This window comes from Phaeobacter sp. JH20_29 (assembly GCF_048056175.1).
GTDB classification, from domain to species: domain Bacteria; phylum Pseudomonadota; class Alphaproteobacteria; order Rhodobacterales; family Rhodobacteraceae; genus Phaeobacter; species Phaeobacter bryozoorum.
In genome coordinates, this window is record NZ_JAYMWO010000004.1 from 12,742 (window position 1) to 29,674 (window position 16,933).

At 59.1% G+C, this 16,933-nt stretch carries 25 protein-coding genes, 1 tRNA gene and 1 pseudogene; all 27 read left to right on the top strand.

The features are described 5' to 3' along the window. Positions 1 to 293 precede the first annotated feature (293 nt). The 27 genes and pseudogenes from VWZ85_RS01770 (at position 294) to VWZ85_RS01900 (ending at position 16,659) form a co-directional block, all read left to right on the top strand. On the top strand, positions 294 to 1,205 hold the full coding sequence (locus VWZ85_RS01770; protein ID WP_416586824.1) for a helix-turn-helix domain-containing protein: 912 nt from the start codon (positions 294 to 296) through the stop codon (positions 1,203 to 1,205). Continuing rightward, positions 1,205 to 1,519: a hypothetical protein gene (locus VWZ85_RS01775; protein WP_416586827.1), complete on the top strand. Its 315-nt coding sequence runs from the start codon at positions 1,205 to 1,207 to the stop codon at positions 1,517 to 1,519. Before VWZ85_RS01770 ends, VWZ85_RS01775 begins: the two co-directional genes overlap by 1 nt. Before the next feature lie 352 nt (positions 1,520 to 1,871). After that, positions 1,872 to 2,105 (top strand): annotated as a pseudogene (locus VWZ85_RS01780) (DNA translocase FtsK); the annotation flags it as partial. A gap of 177 nt (positions 2,106 to 2,282) precedes the next feature. Further along, entirely contained in the window at positions 2,283 to 2,555 is a 273-nt protein-coding gene (locus VWZ85_RS01785) for a DUF2312 domain-containing protein (protein WP_416587023.1), read from the top strand. 8 nt (positions 2,556 to 2,563) lie between these two features. Then, the gene (locus VWZ85_RS01790; RefSeq protein WP_260114600.1) at positions 2,564 to 2,989 is read left to right on the top strand and encodes a hypothetical protein; all 426 of its coding nucleotides are present in this window, start codon (positions 2,564 to 2,566) and stop codon (positions 2,987 to 2,989) included. After that, positions 2,986 to 3,405 carry a DUF1064 domain-containing protein gene (locus VWZ85_RS01795; RefSeq protein ID WP_416586829.1) on the top strand — a complete coding sequence of 140 codons (420 nt, stop codon included), beginning with the start codon at positions 2,986 to 2,988 and terminating at the stop codon, positions 3,403 to 3,405. Before VWZ85_RS01790 ends, VWZ85_RS01795 begins: the two co-directional genes overlap by 4 nt. A 68-nt stretch (positions 3,406 to 3,473) precedes the next feature. Further along, the gene (locus VWZ85_RS01800) at positions 3,474 to 3,854 is read left to right on the top strand and encodes a hypothetical protein (RefSeq protein ID WP_024097197.1); all 381 of its coding nucleotides are present in this window, start codon (positions 3,474 to 3,476) and stop codon (positions 3,852 to 3,854) included. After that, a complete protein-coding gene (locus VWZ85_RS01805) occupies positions 3,854 to 5,542 on the top strand; it encodes an SNF2-related protein (protein ID WP_416586832.1) in 1,689 nt (562 codons plus the stop codon). Before VWZ85_RS01800 ends, VWZ85_RS01805 begins: the two co-directional genes overlap by 1 nt. Next, entirely contained in the window at positions 5,532 to 6,107 is a 576-nt protein-coding gene (gene nusG, locus VWZ85_RS01810; RefSeq protein ID WP_416586834.1) for a transcription termination/antitermination protein NusG, read from the top strand. The genes VWZ85_RS01805 and nusG overlap by 11 nt, the downstream gene beginning before the upstream one ends. A 197-nt stretch (positions 6,108 to 6,304) precedes the next feature. Beyond that, positions 6,305 to 6,517 (top strand): twin-arginine translocation signal domain-containing protein, encoded by a 213-nt coding sequence (locus VWZ85_RS01815; protein ID WP_416586836.1) that lies wholly within the window; start codon positions 6,305 to 6,307, stop codon positions 6,515 to 6,517. A gap of 28 nt (positions 6,518 to 6,545) precedes the next feature. Next, positions 6,546 to 6,680, top strand: a tRNA-OTHER gene (locus tag VWZ85_RS01820). 28 nt (positions 6,681 to 6,708) lie between these two features. Further along, positions 6,709 to 6,933 (top strand): hypothetical protein, encoded by a 225-nt coding sequence (locus VWZ85_RS01825; protein WP_416586839.1) that lies wholly within the window; start codon positions 6,709 to 6,711, stop codon positions 6,931 to 6,933. An 89-nt stretch (positions 6,934 to 7,022) separates the two neighbouring features. Beyond that, positions 7,023 to 7,256 (top strand): HNH endonuclease, encoded by a 234-nt coding sequence (locus tag VWZ85_RS01830; RefSeq protein WP_416587025.1) that lies wholly within the window; start codon positions 7,023 to 7,025, stop codon positions 7,254 to 7,256. Positions 7,257 to 7,413: 157 nt separating this feature from the next. Further along, on the top strand, positions 7,414 to 7,833 hold the full coding sequence (locus VWZ85_RS01835; protein WP_416558573.1) for a P27 family phage terminase small subunit: 420 nt from the start codon (positions 7,414 to 7,416) through the stop codon (positions 7,831 to 7,833). Beyond that, entirely contained in the window at positions 7,817 to 9,589 is a 1,773-nt protein-coding gene (locus VWZ85_RS01840) for a terminase large subunit (RefSeq protein ID WP_416586841.1), read from the top strand. The genes VWZ85_RS01835 and VWZ85_RS01840 overlap by 17 nt, the downstream gene beginning before the upstream one ends. Positions 9,590 to 9,596: 7 nt before the next feature. Beyond that, positions 9,597 to 10,835 carry a phage portal protein gene (locus VWZ85_RS01845; protein ID WP_260081048.1) on the top strand — a complete coding sequence of 413 codons (1,239 nt, stop codon included), beginning with the start codon at positions 9,597 to 9,599 and terminating at the stop codon, positions 10,833 to 10,835. Continuing rightward, the gene (locus VWZ85_RS01850) at positions 10,825 to 11,661 is read left to right on the top strand and encodes a head maturation protease, ClpP-related (RefSeq protein ID WP_416586843.1); all 837 of its coding nucleotides are present in this window, start codon (positions 10,825 to 10,827) and stop codon (positions 11,659 to 11,661) included. The genes VWZ85_RS01845 and VWZ85_RS01850 overlap by 11 nt, the downstream gene beginning before the upstream one ends. A gap of 28 nt (positions 11,662 to 11,689) precedes the next feature. Next, positions 11,690 to 12,916 (top strand): phage major capsid protein, encoded by a 1,227-nt coding sequence (locus VWZ85_RS01855; RefSeq protein ID WP_416587027.1) that lies wholly within the window; start codon positions 11,690 to 11,692, stop codon positions 12,914 to 12,916. Between the two features lie 58 nt (positions 12,917 to 12,974). Beyond that, positions 12,975 to 13,115: a hypothetical protein gene (locus VWZ85_RS01860; protein ID WP_260081046.1), complete on the top strand. Its 141-nt coding sequence runs from the start codon at positions 12,975 to 12,977 to the stop codon at positions 13,113 to 13,115. A gap of 6 nt (positions 13,116 to 13,121) precedes the next feature. After that, positions 13,122 to 13,691, top strand: coding sequence for a head-tail connector protein (locus VWZ85_RS01865; RefSeq protein ID WP_260081045.1), 570 nt, complete (start codon positions 13,122 to 13,124; stop codon positions 13,689 to 13,691). Continuing rightward, entirely contained in the window at positions 13,691 to 14,017 is a 327-nt protein-coding gene (locus VWZ85_RS01870; protein ID WP_260081044.1) for a head-tail adaptor protein, read from the top strand. The genes VWZ85_RS01865 and VWZ85_RS01870 overlap by 1 nt, the downstream gene beginning before the upstream one ends. Beyond that, positions 14,014 to 14,469, top strand: a complete 456-nt coding sequence (locus VWZ85_RS01875; RefSeq protein WP_260081043.1) for a hypothetical protein — start codon at positions 14,014 to 14,016, stop codon at positions 14,467 to 14,469. Before VWZ85_RS01870 ends, VWZ85_RS01875 begins: the two co-directional genes overlap by 4 nt. After that, positions 14,469 to 14,822, top strand: coding sequence for a tail completion protein gp17 (gene gp17 / locus VWZ85_RS01880; protein WP_260081042.1), 354 nt, complete (start codon positions 14,469 to 14,471; stop codon positions 14,820 to 14,822). The genes VWZ85_RS01875 and gp17 overlap by 1 nt, the downstream gene beginning before the upstream one ends. Before the next feature lie 44 nt (positions 14,823 to 14,866). After that, entirely contained in the window at positions 14,867 to 15,154 is a 288-nt protein-coding gene (locus VWZ85_RS01885) for a hypothetical protein (RefSeq protein ID WP_416542037.1), read from the top strand. Between the two features lie 60 nt (positions 15,155 to 15,214). Beyond that, entirely contained in the window at positions 15,215 to 15,661 is a 447-nt protein-coding gene (locus tag VWZ85_RS01890) for a hypothetical protein (protein WP_102874270.1), read from the top strand. Positions 15,662 to 15,757: 96 nt separating this feature from the next. Then, positions 15,758 to 16,225, top strand: a complete 468-nt coding sequence (locus VWZ85_RS01895) for a hypothetical protein (RefSeq protein ID WP_260081040.1) — start codon at positions 15,758 to 15,760, stop codon at positions 16,223 to 16,225. Between the two features lie 116 nt (positions 16,226 to 16,341). After that, on the top strand, positions 16,342 to 16,659 hold the full coding sequence (locus VWZ85_RS01900; protein WP_260081039.1) for a hypothetical protein: 318 nt from the start codon (positions 16,342 to 16,344) through the stop codon (positions 16,657 to 16,659). The last annotated feature ends 274 nt before the right edge of the window (positions 16,660 to 16,933 follow it).

Below are 16,933 nucleotides of genomic sequence, written 5' to 3' on the forward strand. Positions count from 1 at the left end.
CAGCTGCGGCGTTTCAATGACAATTCACGCTGATTTCGACTGGAGGCAGCAATGACACAAGGCGGGGGCCAGAGAGGCCGGGCCGCTGATGAGCGGTATCTCGAAATGGTGGCAATGCGGTGCGAGGGCATTGCCCCTCAGAGAATCGCGGACGCGCTGGGCGTGTCGCTGAGCTCAGTGAAAAACGCAACGCTTGCTGTTCGTCGCGCCGACGAGGCTGAGGCCGCCAAGAGCGGGGAAGACATTTCTGGCAGCTATTGGCCAGATCGGGGCCGCCGTGGGGAGTTGAGAGCATGAGCCACAAGGCAGTCAGCTGGGCGCTTGAGCAACGCCACCTAAAGCCAGGGCCATGGATCGTATTGATCCAACTGGCTGACCGGCACAACAAAGACACCCTGCAGTGTGACCCGGATCAGAAGCTGATCGCGGCTGACTGCAATATGTCTCGCGCCACGGTCAACCGGCACCTTGAGGACCTTGAACACACAGGGTTGATCCGCCGTATCCCGCGGGTAAATCCTCGCACGAACAAGGCGCTTTCGACATTCTACATATTGGGCCTGAATTTCGACAATCCACCAGAGGTCGAATTTGCTGTGTCTCAGAATGAGACACGGAAACAGAAGGGGCAAAAGGAGAACAAAGGCGCATCCCGTGTCTCAAATTGCGACACGGTCCCGAGTCTCAAAAACGCGGATTCCCGAGTCTCAAAAATCGCGTTTCCCGAGTCTCAAATTGAGACACAAACCTTAGTAAATAAACCCGTAAGGGAACCTTGCGCGGCTGACGCCCCGCACAAATCCGAATTTGATTTTGATGATTTCGTTGCCGAGTTCTCAGTAGCCTATCCCCGGATGGGCTTGCCAGAGGCGACCGAGGACGCACTGCGCACGGCGCTGGGCGAGGGGGCGGATCCCGCAGAGATCTTGGCTGGTGCCCGGGCCTATGCGGTCGAGCAGGATGGCAACGCCCCGCGGTATGTGAAGCTCTCCGAGAACTGGATAGCTGAGAAACGCTGGCGCCAGCATGTCACCAGCCCCAAGGCGCAGGCCAATCAATCCGAGGTGCTGGCCTACTGGGCGAAAGAGATCCTTGAGGCCAAGCCCCACATGCGCGGTCGTGTGTCGCCGTCCATGGCCCGGGAATGCCTGAGCGCGGGACTGGTGACCGAGCAGGATTGCCGACAGGTCGGGGTGTCGCTGTGATGTCGCCGCATTCGGATCCAGAAACCCACGGCGTGCAGTTTGGCCGGGTGGTGGTGACTGTCGACGCCGCCATGGGCGATTGCATCGTCATTGCCCCGCAGCCCGGCCCGATCTGCACCAGCCCCAAGCGCATGCGCCTGAACAGCCTTGATGAGATCCGCGGGGCTTACCGCACCCAAAGCCGCCTCGCTGCGCGCGTACCGGATCAGCACCCCCACGCCAAAGACATCGCGTCAGCGCTGGAATTCGCAGGAAAGACGCTGAGCGCCGCACAGGGTGCAAAACACCAACCGAAAGGGCAGAGCAATGCTTGATCAACAGGAACCGTCCAACGCGCAGATAGAGCGCGCCACTGAGATCTGGGACAACGTGACCGGTGCGTCATCAGAAGCCATCGCTGCGCGCGTGACGAGTGAGCGCGAGCAGCGCGGTGACTACCCGCTGGATAGTGCCGATTTCGGGCGCTGTGAGCGTCTGCTGGATGCGGTGCCTGGCTTGCGGGATCAACTGTCTATGATGACCGACGTCAACGCCTACTGGGCAGCTCTGGTCAAGCGCTGGGATGATATCCGCAGCGCGGATGACCAAACTGCCCTGATTAAGGAAATCGTGACGCCCATCCAGAAAGCTGATCCGGGGCATGTGTCGCGCGGGGAAGGGGTGTCAATGCGCGTGGGGCCCAATACCTTTCAGGGCGTTGATACATCTGCCAACGAAGGCCTGCTAAAGTCCGATGGCGATGCGCTCTATTTCCGCGCTGCGGCAGTTGTCGTCGGTGAGGGGAAAGCCAGCACCAGCTTTGTGCAGCGCAAGCTCGCAATCGGCTACAACAAGGCCGCGCGTCTGATTGAGCGCATGGAAGAGGCTGGGATCGTTTCTACGCCCAACCATGTCGGTAAGCGCGAGGTGGCGACGATTGAAACGATCCGCACCGCGCTGTCCCTGCAATCGGCCATCCCCGATGACGCAGACCGCGAAACCGTTGTGAAGATGCTGACAGCGGCCTGTGACGATATAGGTGGCCAGCAGCTTAAGGCAAAGCACGCGGAGCAGCGCAAGGCCTCTGGTAAGCCCCCCATGAAGGCGGATCCGGATTTCGACAATGCTGCAGATACCGCCTACCGGGTGACAGCAGGCGAGCTGCGCCAGTTCGTTGAGCGGTTCGAGCGCCTGGACGCTGAGAAGAAAGATCTGGCTGACCAACAGAAAGAGGTCATGGCAGAGGCCAAGGCCCGCGGCTACGACACCAAGGTCATCCGAAAGGTGATCGCCCTGCGGAAGCGCGACAAGGACGATATCGCCGAAGAGGACGCCGTTCTCCAGATGTACAAAGAAGCGCTGGGCATGTGAGCGCACCCATGTCGAGACCGCTTGCCAACATCACCAAAGAGACACTGGCGCCGCTATGGGCGCGTCATGACATTCCCGTTGACCGGATCGCATCCGCGCTGGGCGTCACCCGTCAAGCCGTAAGCTACAAAGCCAAGAGCCTCGGCCTCCCCAGTCGCGCCAAGGTGCGCCGTTGCTACGTTGACGATGAGACCTTCACCCGGATGTGGAACGCAGGTGTCTGCTCCACGGATATGGCGGCGCACTTCGGATACACACACCGATCAGCCATTGGCACACGTCGCCGAAATCTTGGCCTGCCTGCGCGCACACGCGGGAAGGGCGGCACCAACTCTGGCGGCTGGCATCAGACAATCAGCCTGACCCAATTCTTTGAAGCGGAACTTGCTGCCGCGATGCGGGCAGAGGCACAGCAGCGAAAGGCAGTACAATGACAGAGCGAATGACCGCAGAGCAGTACAAGGCCGCCCAGCGCGCTGCAGAGGGGCAGGGGGAAGACAGGCGCCGAGTACGCGGCACCAAGCGCACCACGACCGCTGACGGCATCACCCACGACAGCAAGACGGAGGCCCAACGCTGGGAAGAGTTGAAGCTGTTGCAGGCGAGCGGAGCAATCTGCGGCCTGCGTCGGCAGGCCCCGATCCCGCTGATCGGCCGGGATGGCCCGATCATGACGGACAGCGGCAACCGGCAGCGGGTTTACAAGGCGGACTTCGTCTACGTCGACAACGCGCTGGGCGTCACCGTCGTTGAGGATCGCAAGGGGCATGAGACCGACAAATTCAAACTGGTGAAAGCAGTTCTCGCGGCTCAGGGCATCGAGCTGCTGATCACCCGCGCGAAGGGGTGATGGATGAAATCTTGCTTTGCGCCAATCAATAGCGCGCAGACCGGAAAACAACATCGGGGGAACCGATAGTGAGCAGAAAATCAAAGCCAATCGACCTGGGGTCCAAGATTGTCCGGATTATTGAAAGCACCCGGATCAGCGTCACATGTGAGGAGGTTGCACAGGACAGCATTCATGTGGCGCTGCGTGATGCTGTTCCGGGCGTGCAAAGGGAGGTGCGGCTGAGCGACCGTGACCGCGTCGACCTTATGGCTGGCCCGGTGGCCATAGAGGTGAAGGTCAAGAAGCGCCAGAGCCGCGCCCAGATCCTGAAGCAGCTGGAACGCTACGCCGAACACGACGAGGTCAAGGCGGTCATCTTGGCGACCGCCGACGCATGGCCCGGCACAATCTCTGACCTCAACGGCAAGCCCCTCTTGGTTGCCTCTCTCACTAAGGGGTGGTTGTGATGAACGGCGTTGTCGATTTCCAAGAGGGCAAATGGCGCGTCTCTGATCTAAAACCCCACGTCTCACTCCGTTTCAAGGACGTATTCAAGGGGATACAGTTCGGTGCCACGCCCCCGTTTGACCTGCGTGATCGCCCGAGCTTCGCCGCGGATCTCGACTGGTTTATGCAGCGCTATCCGCTCAGCCTCACAGAGGATGCGCAAGCACGGCTGTCAGATCAGCTGAAAACCTATGCAGATCTGCAAGTTCGTATTGCTGAGTTGAAGCGCCCGGACTACCGGCCCAGCATCAAGCCCGGGTTTAAGGTCCCAGAGCAGGCTGAGGAGTATCAGATCAGGGCGGCGGAGATGCTGCGCAGTACTGGCAGCCTATTGCTGATGGATGATGTAGGTCTCGGCAAGACGGTTTCTTTCCTCGCCTCTGTCGCTGATGGCTGGGGGCTGCCTGCCGCCGTTGTGGTGCAGCCGCACCTCTCATCGCAGTGGGTCACGGAATACATTGAGCGCTTCACCCATCTGACAGCGTTCGAGGTGAAGGATCGCAAGGTGCGAGACCTGCCGCCTGCCGATATCTACCTATTCCGCTATTCCAACATCGCAGCATGGGCAGACTACGCCGCAACGCTGGGCATTAAGACCGTTTGTTTCGATGAGATCCAAGAGTTGCGCCATGGTACGGGCAAGCAGCACGGGTCAGGCACGGCGAAGGGGCTTGCCGCTCAGGCTTTCTGCGACGCCGCATCGTATCGGATCGGCCTGACCGCAACGCCGATCTACAACTATGGGTCAGAGATCTGGAACGTGGTCGAGTTTATCGCCCCCGGAGCATTGGGCAGTTGGCATGAGTTCGTGATCAACTGGTGCACCTCACACGGGGCCCATTGGGTTGTGAAAGACCCCGCCGCATTGGGTGCCTTCCTCGTTGATGAGGGTATCGCTCTGCGTCGGACCAATGACGATCCCGAGGTGTCCCGCACCTTGCCGCCATTGTCCAAGGTGATAACGCAAGTTGGCTGGAATGAGGGTGACGCAGACACAAATCGGGAATTGCAGCAGCGCCTTGCCCAGCGGATCCTGTCCGGGTCGTTCCATGAGCGGGGGCAGGCGGCACGCGAGTTGGACGTCATGCTGCGCCAGGAGACCGGCATCGCAAAGGCAAGGGCTGTGGCCGCATATGTGCGGACGCTGGTAGAGGCAGGTGAGCCGGTTTTATTGGCTGGCTGGCATCGTGGCGTTTATGACATTTGGCTGGACACCTTAAGAGATCTGAACCCGGTCATGTTCACAGGCTCAGAGAGCCAGCCACAGAAACGCAGCGCGAAAGAGGCCTTCCTTAAGGGTCAAAGCCCGTTAATGATCATGTCACTGCGTTCAGGCGCCGGTCTGGATGGCTTGCAGCATCGCTGTCGTCATGTCGTATACGGCGAGCTTGATTGGTCACCACAGGTCCACACCCAGTTCACCGGCCGCGTCAGACGCCGGGGTCAGCAGCACTCCGTCACTGCGCACTTCCTGCATGTGGATGGTGGATCAGACCCGGTTGTTATGTCGACACTTGGGCTGAAGGCCTCGCAGTCGCACGGGATCTTGAACCCCTTCTCTGACATAGAATCCGCCACGCCGCTTGATGATACACGAATGCGGAAGCTGGCGAAGGCAGTCTTGGAGGGTAGTCACGATGCACAATGAGTGGAATATCGGCGACCCTTGGCCGTTCAGATCATCGCGCGGGATCGTGGAGAATCCCTGCGCGCCAGTATGGCACGCGCTGATCACGCCCCCACAGAAGGAAGCGGAAACCGCACGCAAGCTTGAGAATGCAGGGTGCGAGGTTCAGTATCCAACCGAAGAGAGGGTGCGGCACATCGCTGGGAAGAAGCATGTTCGCACAGCACCGATACTCCCTGGCATCATCTATGTGAAATTCAGCTATGAGCCCAACTGGGATGTTATGCGCCGCCGCCGGATAATCATCGGAGTTTTCTCTCAGTACGGCAGGCCAGTCCGTTTGTCACAGGATCAGGTCATGAGCGTGATGGGTTTGCCCACTGAGGCAGAGCGCCAACGAGCGGCAAGACTGGCAGCTGTGATGCCTGTGCCTGGAGAGAAGGGATGCATCTCAGGCGGTCCATTGTCTGGCTTCTTGGTTGATGTGGTTGCTGTCGAGGCTGGCCGAGTTTGGTTCGAGCTGGTGACCGCGACTGGCGTGGTTCGTGGTGAGGATCGATCTGGATTGGTCCGCCGTATTGTGTAGGCGCACAGGATATGGTATCACCGCCACATCCAGACACATGCTGGTGACCCTCCGAGCGTCGTTGAGCGTTAGAGGCGAGCGTACCGCGAGACGGGAAACCGGTGGCCCTCGCGGTGCTGCTGCATTGGCGGGGATGTTTCAGGGAAGTGGCGGCGGTACATCAGTTGCATAAGGCTGTCATTCCGTAGGGGTAGCTTATGAACAGGCGTGGTTTTCTGAAGACAACGGCCGCCACTGCTTTGGTTTCGTTGCTTCCGTTGCCTACAGTTTCACGCGCATCGGCGCTATCGAATGTTTGTATTTCGATAGCGCCCGCGCCGACCGTGTCGGACTTCGCCGGGCTTGATTGGGTGGAGGTCGGCGCTGTCTCGCCAATGCCCGACCTGATCCACCAGGCGCGGCCAGCCTAATCTATCGAGCGGGATGCTCGGCAATATCACGGATGTAGCTCAGCAGTAGAGCGGGCGGCTTGTGCCGTCGATATAGCGCCCACCGGTAGACTGCCGGGTTTGAGGTGCAATCCCAGTGTCTAGTCAGCGCTGGAGTGCGCAGGTGCAATTCCTGCCTTCCGTGGCAATCACCACAACAGACGGAGGCCGTGATGCCGCGCTACACTCCCTCAACCTGCATCGGTCGCAATGTCGAAATTTATCTGGATGGTGTGTTGCAGTCTGACGTCTTCGAGGCTGATGACGATCTGGGCTTTATCATCTGCGCAGTTCGGGACGAGCGGGGCGCATTGATGATTGAAGGCGAGGACGTGAAGCGCGAGATCAAGCAGGGCACTGTGCGCGTCGCCTTCCCGGCGCCGCAGCAGACCCAGTGACCCAACACCCATTTGCGGGCCGCAAGGGTAGCGCCGCCCGTGACCGCTTCGCAGCCACGCTCTATGCACAGCAAGGTGGAAGGTGCCGGATGTGCAGCCAGCCGATACCCGCAAGCCTTCGGGGCAAGACAGGCAAGCGCGCCGCTGTAGTGGATCACCTCCGCCCGTGGCGCCTGCGCCCAGATTTGGCTTTCGAACTGACGAACCTCACGCTGGTCTGTTCCGGTTGTCACTTCACCCACTGCGCATCTATCGAAGCTGCCCACGAAGGGGACGCTGAGTTGATCGCTCAGGCTAAGGATCGCGTTGGGCGGGAGTGGTGAGCGAGCAAGGCGCTTCGCCCCTTTGGCGGGCTTTTTCTGGCCGCTCCGCGCCGTTCTGAGGGCGGGGGGGGAGGTCAAAAGTTCAGGCCTCCATACTGGAAACCTATCGCCCCTCCTGCGTGCGCAATATCTGCTGTGAAAAAAGGGGGGTGTCCCAATGGCAGCAATTCAGCGCCCCCGATACGACGATATCTTTGCCGGTCACGACGAGGGGGCCGCAATGGCAGCGCAAGCAAAGGTGCTTTGGGAGGAATACAAGGCTGACCTTGACGGTCGCGGCCTTTGGAACAGGGTCCGATCACGGACGACTGATCGTTTGGTCAGGGTTACCGTCGAATATTTGCACTATCAGCCACTAGCCTTGGCAGAAGGGCCGGTGAAGAAGGCCGAAAACGGTGGCCAATTTGCCAATATGCTATGGTCCCAAGTCAAAAACATGGCTGACCAGATTGCAAAGCTTGAGAAGTCTCTCGCGCTTACACCTGAAAGTGTCAGCGCCAAGTCGGAAAGCCCCAAAAAGCCGGAGAAGATGACCGCATCAGAGCGGTGGAAAAAGAATCGTGAAGCCAGTCATTGATCGCACCACTGAATATGCAAGGGGTGTTGTTTCCGGTGAGATTGTAGCTGGCAAATTCGTCCGCGCTCAATGTGAACGACACCTGAAGGACATGGAAACCCGCCATGCCAGAGGTCTTGTCTGGAATCTGAAGGAGGCGGAGGACGCGCTGGATTGGTTTCCGGCCTTTTTGACGATCACCGAAGGAGCAAAAGAGGGAGAGCCGTTCCACCTTCTGCCCTGGCACGCTTTCGTGGTCGGATCGGTCTTCGGCTGGCGGGATCAAAATGGCTACATTCGGTTCCGCTTCGTCTGGCTTGAGACTGGAAAAGGGCAAGCGAAATCGCCCCTGATGGCAGCTATCGGCATCTATCTTTGTGGTTTCTACGGGAGGAAACGGGCCGAAGTATACTGCATCGGAGAGACCAAGGACACTGCACGGGTGATGTTTCGGGATGCAGTTGCAATGCTGCGCGCGCCGATGCCAGACGGTGAAGGTGAAACGCTTGAAGACGATGAGTTCGTGATCCGCGGCACGGGTGATCTCGCTTACAAGGTTGAGCACCCTGGTTCCAGTTCTTCGATGCAGCCAATCGCAAGCGGTGACGCGATTTCGGGACCAAAGCCCATTCTTGTGGCTGGTGACGAAATCCATGAGATGAAGTCCAATAAGGCCATCGAGATGTGGCGGGCGGCCGTTACGAAGAAGCACGGCGACAGCATCTTGATGCTTGGCACCAATACTCCAAGTGCAGATCAGCAGGTCGGTACAGACTACAGCGAGTTTTGCCAAAAGGTTGTGACCGGCGATTTCACAGATGACAGTGTCTTCGCATATATCGCCAGAGTTGACGAAGGCGATAACCCTTTGAACGACGAAAGCTGCTGGATTAAGGCGCTGCCAGCTCTGGGCCTGACATACCCCATCGACAATGTGCGCAAGCTGGTCGTTACAGCCAAGCAGCAGATCAGCACGCAACTCACGACCAAACGCCTCTATTTCGGGATCCCCGTTGGTTCGGCAGGATTTTGGACGTCCGAGCAGGCATGGAAGGAAGTCCAAGGCGCTGTTGATGAGAAGGCCATGCGAGGTCGCAAAGCGCATCTGGCGCTTGATCTGTCAGAGAAAAACGACCTGACCGCGCTAACAGCCGCGTGGGAGGGGGAAAAGATCGAGGTCAAGAACTGGTATTGGACGCGTGAATTTGAGGTCGAAGAGCGTTCGACTGCTGATGCAATTCCTTACCGTGAACTGGAAGAAGCGAACCTGATCGAAATCACGCCAGGACGCGTGATTGATTACAGCTTCATCGCGGCCAAGATCATTGAATTCTGTGGCCGCCATAATGTGGTGCAGATGGCAATCGACAGCGCACATATGGAAAAGCTCTGCGAGGAATTCGACAAGGCGGGTTTCGCGTATTGGATCGAAGAAGGCGACGACAAAGCGGGCACCGGCCTGAAGATCGTCAGGCACAAGCAAGGCACGAACGTCAGCTTCGACGGAAAATTCCTCTGTATGCCGACCTCGATCACACAGCTTGAGGATCACATGCTGAAAGGCACGGTCAAAATTGAACGCAACAAGCTCACCAGCATCTGCGCGCGAAACGCCATCATCCGGGAGGATGGTTTCGGCAACCGTATGTTTGACAAATCGCGGTCGCGGGGCCGGATCGACGGGGTTGTCACCCTGGCGATGGCCGTGGGATCCGCCACCGCGGCGATGAAAGACACAACCAGCGTCTATGAGGCGCGAGGAATACTGAGCTTCTGAGGCGCACATGGGCATTTTCGACTTTTTCCGCCCTCGCGGCGAAGAGCAGCATGCGGCGAGATCGGCGCATGCCATGGCTGGCGACAGCATGTCGTTCTCTGGTTTGAACGACCCTGCCTTTTACGAGTTTATTCGAGGAGGGACTGCGGCTGCCACGGCGTCTGGAATGTCGGTTTCGCCCAAGACGGCGCTCAAGAATACTGCCGTTCTGAGGTCGGTGTCTCTGCTGTCGTTCTCCATCGGAATGCTGCCCTTGCACCTCAAGGACAAGGCAACCAAGGGAATAGCGGACCACCCTGTCCACCGGCTTCTGCACCGCAAGCCGAATGCGTGGCAAACGGCCTTTGAGTTCCGCTCTGTGATGCAGCAGCGCGCGCTGACGAAGGGTGACGCGTTCGCACTCAAGGTCCGCAGCGGCCAGCGGATCATCCAGCTTGTCCCGCTCGCAAATTGCGAGCCAGAGCAAAACGCCGACTGGTCTCTGACCTATACCGTCACCAGGAAGGACGGCGGCAAGGTTACATATTCGCAGGATGAGATTTTGCACCTTCGATACGGTCTTTCGGAGGATGGGATCACCGGGCTTTCGCTGGTCAATCAGGCGGCAGAGGCGATTGGGTTGGCGCTATCGGCGGAACGAGCCGCCGCACGGATGTTCAGCAAAGGCATGATCGTTGGCGGCGTCTTGAAGCACAAATCTACGCTTTCGCCCGAGGTGTTCGAGCGCCTAAAGGCAAGCATGCAGGAAGCAGAGGGCGCAGACAACGCGCACAAGTGGAAAATTCTCGAAGAGGGCATGGACATGACGCCGTTTCAGGCGCCTGGCAAGGATGCCCAGGGCTTGGAGCAACGCCAGCACCAAATCGAGGAAATCGCGCGGGTGTTCGGTGTCCCGCGCCCCCTCCTGATGATGGACGAAACCTCTTGGGGGTCAGGCATCGACGTTCTGGGACAATTCTTCGTTCGGTATTCGCTGAACCCGTGGTTCGAGGCGTGGCAGCAGGCGATTGAGCGCGATCTTTTGACAGAGGACGAGGCCGATCGATACGAGGCGAAATTCAACGCTGGCGGTCTGCTTCGCGGGTCGATGAAGGACCAAGCTGAATTCTTCGCTAAAGGCTTGGGAGCTGGCGGGCATCAACCATGGTTGCATCCCGATGAGCCGCGAGAGTGGATGGACCTTCCGCAACGTGATGATCTGCCCATGTCTATGGGCGCACAGAAAGGGGCAAGCAATGAGCCTTAGAAAACTCCCTGAGATCCAAGCCGGGCGGCTTCCCAGCGTCTGTGCTTTCGAACCTGATGCAGACGCGCTGGAACGCTGGAACGCGGGGCTTGCTCCCAAGGCAGCGGCAGATAACACCATCACCATCCTTGACGTGATCGGGGAGGATTTCTGGACAGGCGGAGGCGTCACGTCGAAGCGAATTGCGGCTGCCTTGCGCGCCATCGGTTCACAAGACGTGATTGTCGAAGTGAATAGCCCTGGCGGCGATTTCTTCGAAGGGGTGGCGATTTACAACGCCCTCCGTGCGCACCCTCACAAGGTCACAGTGCGCATTCTTGGCTTGGCCGCATCGGCCGCGTCGGTCATCGCCATGGCCGGGGATGAAATCGAGATCGGCAAGGCAGGGTTCCTTATGGTCCACAACGCCTGGGTGGTAGCGATGGGCAATCGCCACGACCTCAAGGACGCTGCAGAGACCATGGAGCCGTTCGATGACGCAATGGCGACCCTCTATGCCGACCGTGCTGGGGTCGAAAAGCCCAGAGCCGCAGAATGGATGGACAACGAGACATGGTTCAACGGCGAGCAGGCAGTAGAGGCCGGTCTTGCCACTGGGTTCCTTCCTGCGGACGCTGTTTCTGAAGACAAAACCAAGGCAGAGGCCGCCAAGGGCGTGAATGCAACCCGCCGCATTGATGCGCGCCTCGCAAAAACCGGAATGCCTCGCTCAGAACGCCGCGCGCTTCTGGCCGATGCAAAGGGGGGCATGCAGGACGCTGCCCCGACCGTCACGCACGACGCTGACGAAATCGCGGCCCTCGTTTCGGGCCTGTTCAAAGTCTAAAATCAGGAGACAACTCATGTCCAAGCACATGATCCCCGCGAAAGCCCGCGGGATCGTCGCCGTTCGTGCAGATGCAGGCGGTGACGTGACCAAAATTCTTGCTGACCTTCAGAAGGACTGGCAGTCGTTCAAAGACACCCAGGCCGAAAAGGACAAAGAGGTCAAAGCCAAGTTTGACGACGTGGTGACGACCGAAAAGATGAAGCGCATTGACGCCAGCGTGTCTGACCTGCAAGCCGCGGTTGATCAGGCCAATGCCAAGCTGGCCGCGATGGCTGCCAACGGCGCTGGCCCTGGCCAGGTGAAGGACCCGGAGTATTCCGAGGCTTTCCGCGCGCACTTCCGCAAGGGTGAAGTTCAGGCCAACCTGAACAAGGGCGCCTCCGACGAGGGCGGCTATCTGGCTCCTGTCGAGTGGGACCGCACCATCACCGACAAGCTGATCGAAGTCTCGGCGATGCGTCAGATCGCGAGCACCCAGTCGATTTCCGGCAACGGCTTCACCAAGCTGTTCAACTTGCGCGGCACCGCGTCGGGCTGGGTCGGCGAAACCGCCGCACGCGGCGAAACCGGCAGCGCGACTTTCGGCTCCATGACCTTCACCACGGGCGAAATTTACGCCAACCCCGCAGCAACGCAGCAGATGCTGGATGATGCCGAAGTGGACCTGGAAGCCTGGATCGCGGGCGAGGTCGAAACAGAGTTCTCCTACCAGGAAGGACTGGCGTTCATTTCCGGCAACGGGACGAACAAGCCGAGCGGTTTCCTGACCTATGTGACCGGCGGCAGCAACGCATCGGCAAATCCGCTGGGGGCCATCGAGAAGAAAACCGCCGCCGCTGCTGCTGCAGTGACTGAAGACGAACTGCTGGATCTGATCTACGCGGTACCGTCCGCTTACACTGGCAATTGCCGGTTCGTGATGAATCGCAGCACCATGGGCAAGGTTCGTAAGCTGCGCGATGCCGAAGGCCGACAGCTCTGGCAGCCGTCTTCGCAGGCGGGCCAGCCCTCGCAATTGCTGGCTTACCCGGTCACAGAAATGCCGGGCATGCCGGATGCTGTTGCTTCTGCCCTGCCCATCGCCTTCGGTGATTTCCGTCGCGGCTACCTGATTGTTGACCGGACCGGCGTCCGCGTGTTGCGCGACCCGTTCACCAACAAGCCTTACGTGCATTTCTACACCACCAAGCGCGTCGGCGGCGGCGTGGTGAACCCGGAGTGCATCAAGGTTATGGAAATGGCCGCTTCCTAAGCGGTGATCTTCGGCGGGCTGTAATGGCCCGCCTACAACCCTCTCAGGAGAGAACCCGATGGCTGAAACCAAGCAGACTGCGGCCAAACAGGCCAAACCGGCGGATGCAAAGCCTGCGTCCCGCCAATCGATGACATCGGAAATGGCGAAAGATCTGGGTCTTGATCCCGGTCCGTACGGCAAACCGGCGAAGAAGTAAGCGCACATGTTCCGCCCCATTCTCATCACACCACCGGCTCAAAGCCCCGTCACACTGGACGAGGTGAAGGCCCAGGCGATTGTTGACTTTGCCGATGATGATGACCTTCTGACCGGCCTGCGTGACGCTGCTGTGGCGCATCTGGACGGATTTCGGGGGATTCTGGGGCGGGCCATGGTCTCGCAGACGTGGCAGGTTCAGCAGGCGGCTTGGTCGCGAGAAATCTGCCTGCCGGTGCCCGACGTCTCGGCCGTGGCTATCAGCTACGCTGATGCGGGCGGGGCAGAACAGTCGGTGACAGCGGATGACATCGCTGTCCTGCCTATCGCGAGCGGCACGCTGGTTTCGCTGGCCGATAGTTTTGACCTTCCGACGCTGGAAAGCAGCAACCCGGCGCCAATCGCAGTGCAGTTCACATGCGGCTTTGGCGCCGCAGTAGATGTACCAGCTAATTTGAAACTTGCAGTAAAGGCGCTTGCTGCGACCTGGTATGAAAACCGAACAGCGCAGCCGGGTGAGGCCCTCCCGATGGGGGTCTCAGCCCTGATCCAGCCCTATCGTTGGATGGCAGTCTGATGCTGCTGATCGAACGCGTGGCTTTCGATGAACTGGTCGGCACCGATGATGGTTTAGGAGGCAAAGACTGGACACCTGTTGAGCGCCTCCGGGTTCGTGCTTTTTTTCAGTTCCTGCGCGGCGGTGAGAGTGTTCAAGCAGCGCGTTTGACAGGTCGGCAAACAATTGTCGCGACGATCCGCCAATCACCCCCTGCGCTGGCCATAAAAACCAAATGGCAAATGCGAGATATCGGAAAAGGCATCACGTACGACATCCGAGCAATAGAGCCAAACCGGGACAAGCCGCGGCAATATCTGGACATTGTTTGCGAGAGCCTTTCGTGAAAACCCTGCTGAAAATGGAGGGTTTGCGCGAACTCGACAATGATCTGGCCGCATTGCCGAAAGCTGTATCAAAGCCGGTTGTTCGGCGCGCCCTGGCCAAGCAGTTGCAGCCAGTTGCGGAAATGGCGAATTACCTTTGGCCCGGGGCCGACGATAGTGCATTCGCGGTTTCATCGAGGCTCAAAAACGGCCAGCCGCAACCAGATGTCGGTTCGGGCGCGGTCACCATGTTCGTTGGTGCGACCAGATCTGCCCCGCATGCACATCTACGCGAATGGGGCACCGAGCCGCGCTACCACAAAAGCGGCAAGTATGTGGGTGCTGTGGCCCCGACACCGTCGCTCACCCCGTCGTGGGAGGCCTACAAGGGCGACATCCTTCAGGGCTTGGCTGCTGAGATTCGGAGCGAGTTGGAGGCTACACTGGCGCGCCGCGCCAAGAGGGGGCTGTGATGGAGGAATATCTTCAGGTCTTGCTTGCTGCGGCAGTGAATTGCCCGGTGAAATGGGGCTACTTCGAGGATGGCGAAACCATGCCGCTGGTGTCGATGTCGCGCATGTCTGGCAGGCGATACCACACCCTGAACAGCAAGGGCCTCATGCAAGGCTCGATACAGATCGACTGCTGGGGCAAAACCTACCGTCAGGCGATGATTGCCAGCCGAGAGGTGCGGACTTCGCTTGAAGGCTTTAGCGGCGGGCCCGTTGTCAGCGCGCGTCTGACGGCCGCACGAGACAGTAACAGCACCGATGCCAGTGCTGCCCACAGAGTCTCACTCACGTTTGCGATCACCTATCGCGAATAGCCGCAAATCTGCGGCGGCACACCCCACATCAGAGGACACACATCATGACCAGCCAGAAACCTGCTGCGGCGGGCCAAAGATCTGCGGCTAAATCCAACCCGGAACCCGTTGTCGCGACGGGCGTCAAGCTGATCCGCCTGCCGATGGAGACGAACAAGGCCTCACACCCGGCCGCGCTGTACCGGGGCCCGGAGCCAAAGCCCGGCGATCTGCTGCAGTTCACCTCTGCCAATGGCGTGACCTACCAGGGCAAGGTAGCCGAGGCGACCGAGGCTGATGGCGAAGTGCTGGCCGAGTTCACGGGGCCGCTGAAGGTGATCCCCACGAAATAGGCCAAGGCCTATCTACCCGCGCCCCAAGGCGCTTTCTCTCTATACTGAAAGGAAACAGATATGGCGCACCAGACCGCCTCTGGGGTGACGCTCGGCATTTCTGCCGCGGCGCCCGCAACCCATGACACCGCAGGGTTTGACGCCCTCACCTTCATCCCGGTTGGTGAAATCACCAACGTGGGCGAATTCGGTAAAGAATGGGCCCTCGTGACACACAACCCGCTGTCAACGCGGGGCACCAAGAAGGGCAAGGGGAGCTATAACAATGGCAACCTGAACCCCAGCCTTGCACTTGATCCCGACGACGCCGGGCAAACTGCGATGGAAACCGCGCTTGAAAGCGATGACCCGGTTTATATGGCGATCACGCTTCAGGATGGAACGATCTTCTATCTTGTGGGTCTGGTGATGTCGTTCAAGCCAAACATCGGCGGCGTGGATGATGTGGTTACGGCCACCACCTCAATTGAGCTGACGCCTGAGCAGATCCTCAAAAAGGCCGCCTAAGAGCTGATCAAGATCCGCTCATTTGAGCGGAAGGGCCGGGCGGAGAGTGGTTCGATCCCCCGGCCCGAATGAACCACGAACCGATAGGATAAGATAATGGACTTCAACCAGTTTGATAGCGTTTCGGCTGCTGAAAAAGGCGCCGAATGCCACCTGAAGCACCCGGCGACCTTGAAACCACTGTTTGACAACCCCGATGACCCCACCGTTGATAACGGTAAACCTTGCTTGGTCGTTGTCCTGGGGGGCGAGGCGCCATCAGTTCGGGCCGCCGCACGCGCTCGCCAGAAGGCACGGGCTGAAGCTGACGATGGCGATGAGAAAGCTTATGACGAGAACACCCTTGAGGCAGTGCATGAGCGCATGGTCGAGGCTATGGTGCCACGGGTTCTCGGTTTCAAAAACGTTCGCAAGGGCAAGGCTCCGGCGACCAAGGCTGATGCGGCCTGGCTTTTTGGATTGAATCGTATGAACGCCCAAGAAGGTGAGATGTCCTTTGTCGAGCAGGTCGCCGCGTTCTCTGCCAAGCGCGGTAACTACTTGGGAAACGCCTCCGCCGACTGACGCTCTATGCCGAACAGGCAGGGTTTCTATCTGCGCGCCCCGATGAGTGGAAGTCCAACCGGCTGAAGATCTGGCAGAAAGAGGGTATTGACCTTGCTCTGCCAGATGTCAGCGGAGTGGAATATCTGCTCGATATGATGGTGCCAGAGGCTCTTGGGTGGTGCAGCTTCGATCAGATGGGCGGCGCGGCACCAATCGCTTGGACGGAGATCAACGCCTTTTCACTGGCAGCAGGGCTGGATCTTGAGCCGTGGGAAGTAAAGCAGCTCCGGGCGATGAGCGCGGCCTATGTGCAAGGTCTGGCGCGCGGGCGAGAGCCGATGAAGGTCTCACCCGCATTTGATGATCGGCCAGATGAGGATCCCGGTGTCGAGATGGAACGTCAGCGCTTGTCTGACAACTTGAACGCCAGCCTGTCAGCGTTGGCAGGGTGACAATCGGTTTCGCAGCACGGGTAAGGGGCCGGTGTCATCGGTTGTAGCAGGGCAGCCGCTCCAATTGCCCTGCATACATTCCAGCCACATACCTCGCGTTATCTCGAATATCACTCGCACTAACCCCAAACTCCCTGCGCAAATCGTTCAGGTTGGAGTTGGCCCGGCTTTTAGAGACTTGAAGTTGCCTCAATAGCTTTCGAGCCTCCGCTTCGCACGACGGATCATATTTCGCAGGTTCGATAATTTTCTCAGCGCTTCGGTATGGCCAGTA

Bases quoted from the DNA above. Each gene is read 5' to 3' on its own strand.
- VWZ85_RS01825 (WP_416586839.1), top strand. From the start codon at position 6,709: ATGCCGCGCTACACTCCCTCAACCTGCATCGGTCGCAATGTCGAAATT.
- VWZ85_RS01795 (WP_416586829.1), top strand. From the start codon at position 2,986: ATGACAGAGCGAATGACCGCAGAGCAGTACAAGGCCGCCCAGCGCGCT.
- VWZ85_RS01835 (WP_416558573.1), top strand. From the start codon at position 7,414: ATGGCAGCAATTCAGCGCCCCCGATACGACGATATCTTTGCCGGTCAC.
- VWZ85_RS01770 (WP_416586824.1), top strand. From the start codon at position 294: ATGAGCCACAAGGCAGTCAGCTGGGCGCTTGAGCAACGCCACCTAAAG.
- VWZ85_RS01850 (WP_416586843.1), top strand. From the start codon at position 10,825: ATGAGCCTTAGAAAACTCCCTGAGATCCAAGCCGGGCGGCTTCCCAGC.
- VWZ85_RS01855 (WP_416587027.1), top strand. From the start codon at position 11,690: ATGATCCCCGCGAAAGCCCGCGGGATCGTCGCCGTTCGTGCAGATGCA.
- nusG (WP_416586834.1), top strand. From the start codon at position 5,532: ATGCACAATGAGTGGAATATCGGCGACCCTTGGCCGTTCAGATCATCG.
- VWZ85_RS01870 (WP_260081044.1), top strand. From the start codon at position 13,691: ATGCTGCTGATCGAACGCGTGGCTTTCGATGAACTGGTCGGCACCGAT.
- VWZ85_RS01885 (WP_416542037.1), top strand. From the start codon at position 14,867: ATGACCAGCCAGAAACCTGCTGCGGCGGGCCAAAGATCTGCGGCTAAA.
- VWZ85_RS01815 (WP_416586836.1), top strand. From the start codon at position 6,305: ATGAACAGGCGTGGTTTTCTGAAGACAACGGCCGCCACTGCTTTGGTT.
- gp17 (WP_260081042.1), top strand. From the start codon at position 14,469: ATGGAGGAATATCTTCAGGTCTTGCTTGCTGCGGCAGTGAATTGCCCG.
- VWZ85_RS01865 (WP_260081045.1), top strand. From the start codon at position 13,122: ATGTTCCGCCCCATTCTCATCACACCACCGGCTCAAAGCCCCGTCACA.
- VWZ85_RS01895 (WP_260081040.1), top strand. From the start codon at position 15,758: ATGGACTTCAACCAGTTTGATAGCGTTTCGGCTGCTGAAAAAGGCGCC.
- VWZ85_RS01805 (WP_416586832.1), top strand. From the start codon at position 3,854: ATGAACGGCGTTGTCGATTTCCAAGAGGGCAAATGGCGCGTCTCTGAT.
- VWZ85_RS01785 (WP_416587023.1), top strand. From the start codon at position 2,283: ATGAAGGCGGATCCGGATTTCGACAATGCTGCAGATACCGCCTACCGG.
- VWZ85_RS01830 (WP_416587025.1), top strand. From the start codon at position 7,023: ATGTGCAGCCAGCCGATACCCGCAAGCCTTCGGGGCAAGACAGGCAAG.
- VWZ85_RS01845 (WP_260081048.1), top strand. From the start codon at position 9,597: ATGGGCATTTTCGACTTTTTCCGCCCTCGCGGCGAAGAGCAGCATGCG.
- VWZ85_RS01775 (WP_416586827.1), top strand. From the start codon at position 1,205: ATGTCGCCGCATTCGGATCCAGAAACCCACGGCGTGCAGTTTGGCCGG.
- VWZ85_RS01890 (WP_102874270.1), top strand. From the start codon at position 15,215: ATGGCGCACCAGACCGCCTCTGGGGTGACGCTCGGCATTTCTGCCGCG.
- VWZ85_RS01790 (WP_260114600.1), top strand. From the start codon at position 2,564: ATGTCGAGACCGCTTGCCAACATCACCAAAGAGACACTGGCGCCGCTA.
- VWZ85_RS01860 (WP_260081046.1), top strand. From the start codon at position 12,975: ATGGCTGAAACCAAGCAGACTGCGGCCAAACAGGCCAAACCGGCGGAT.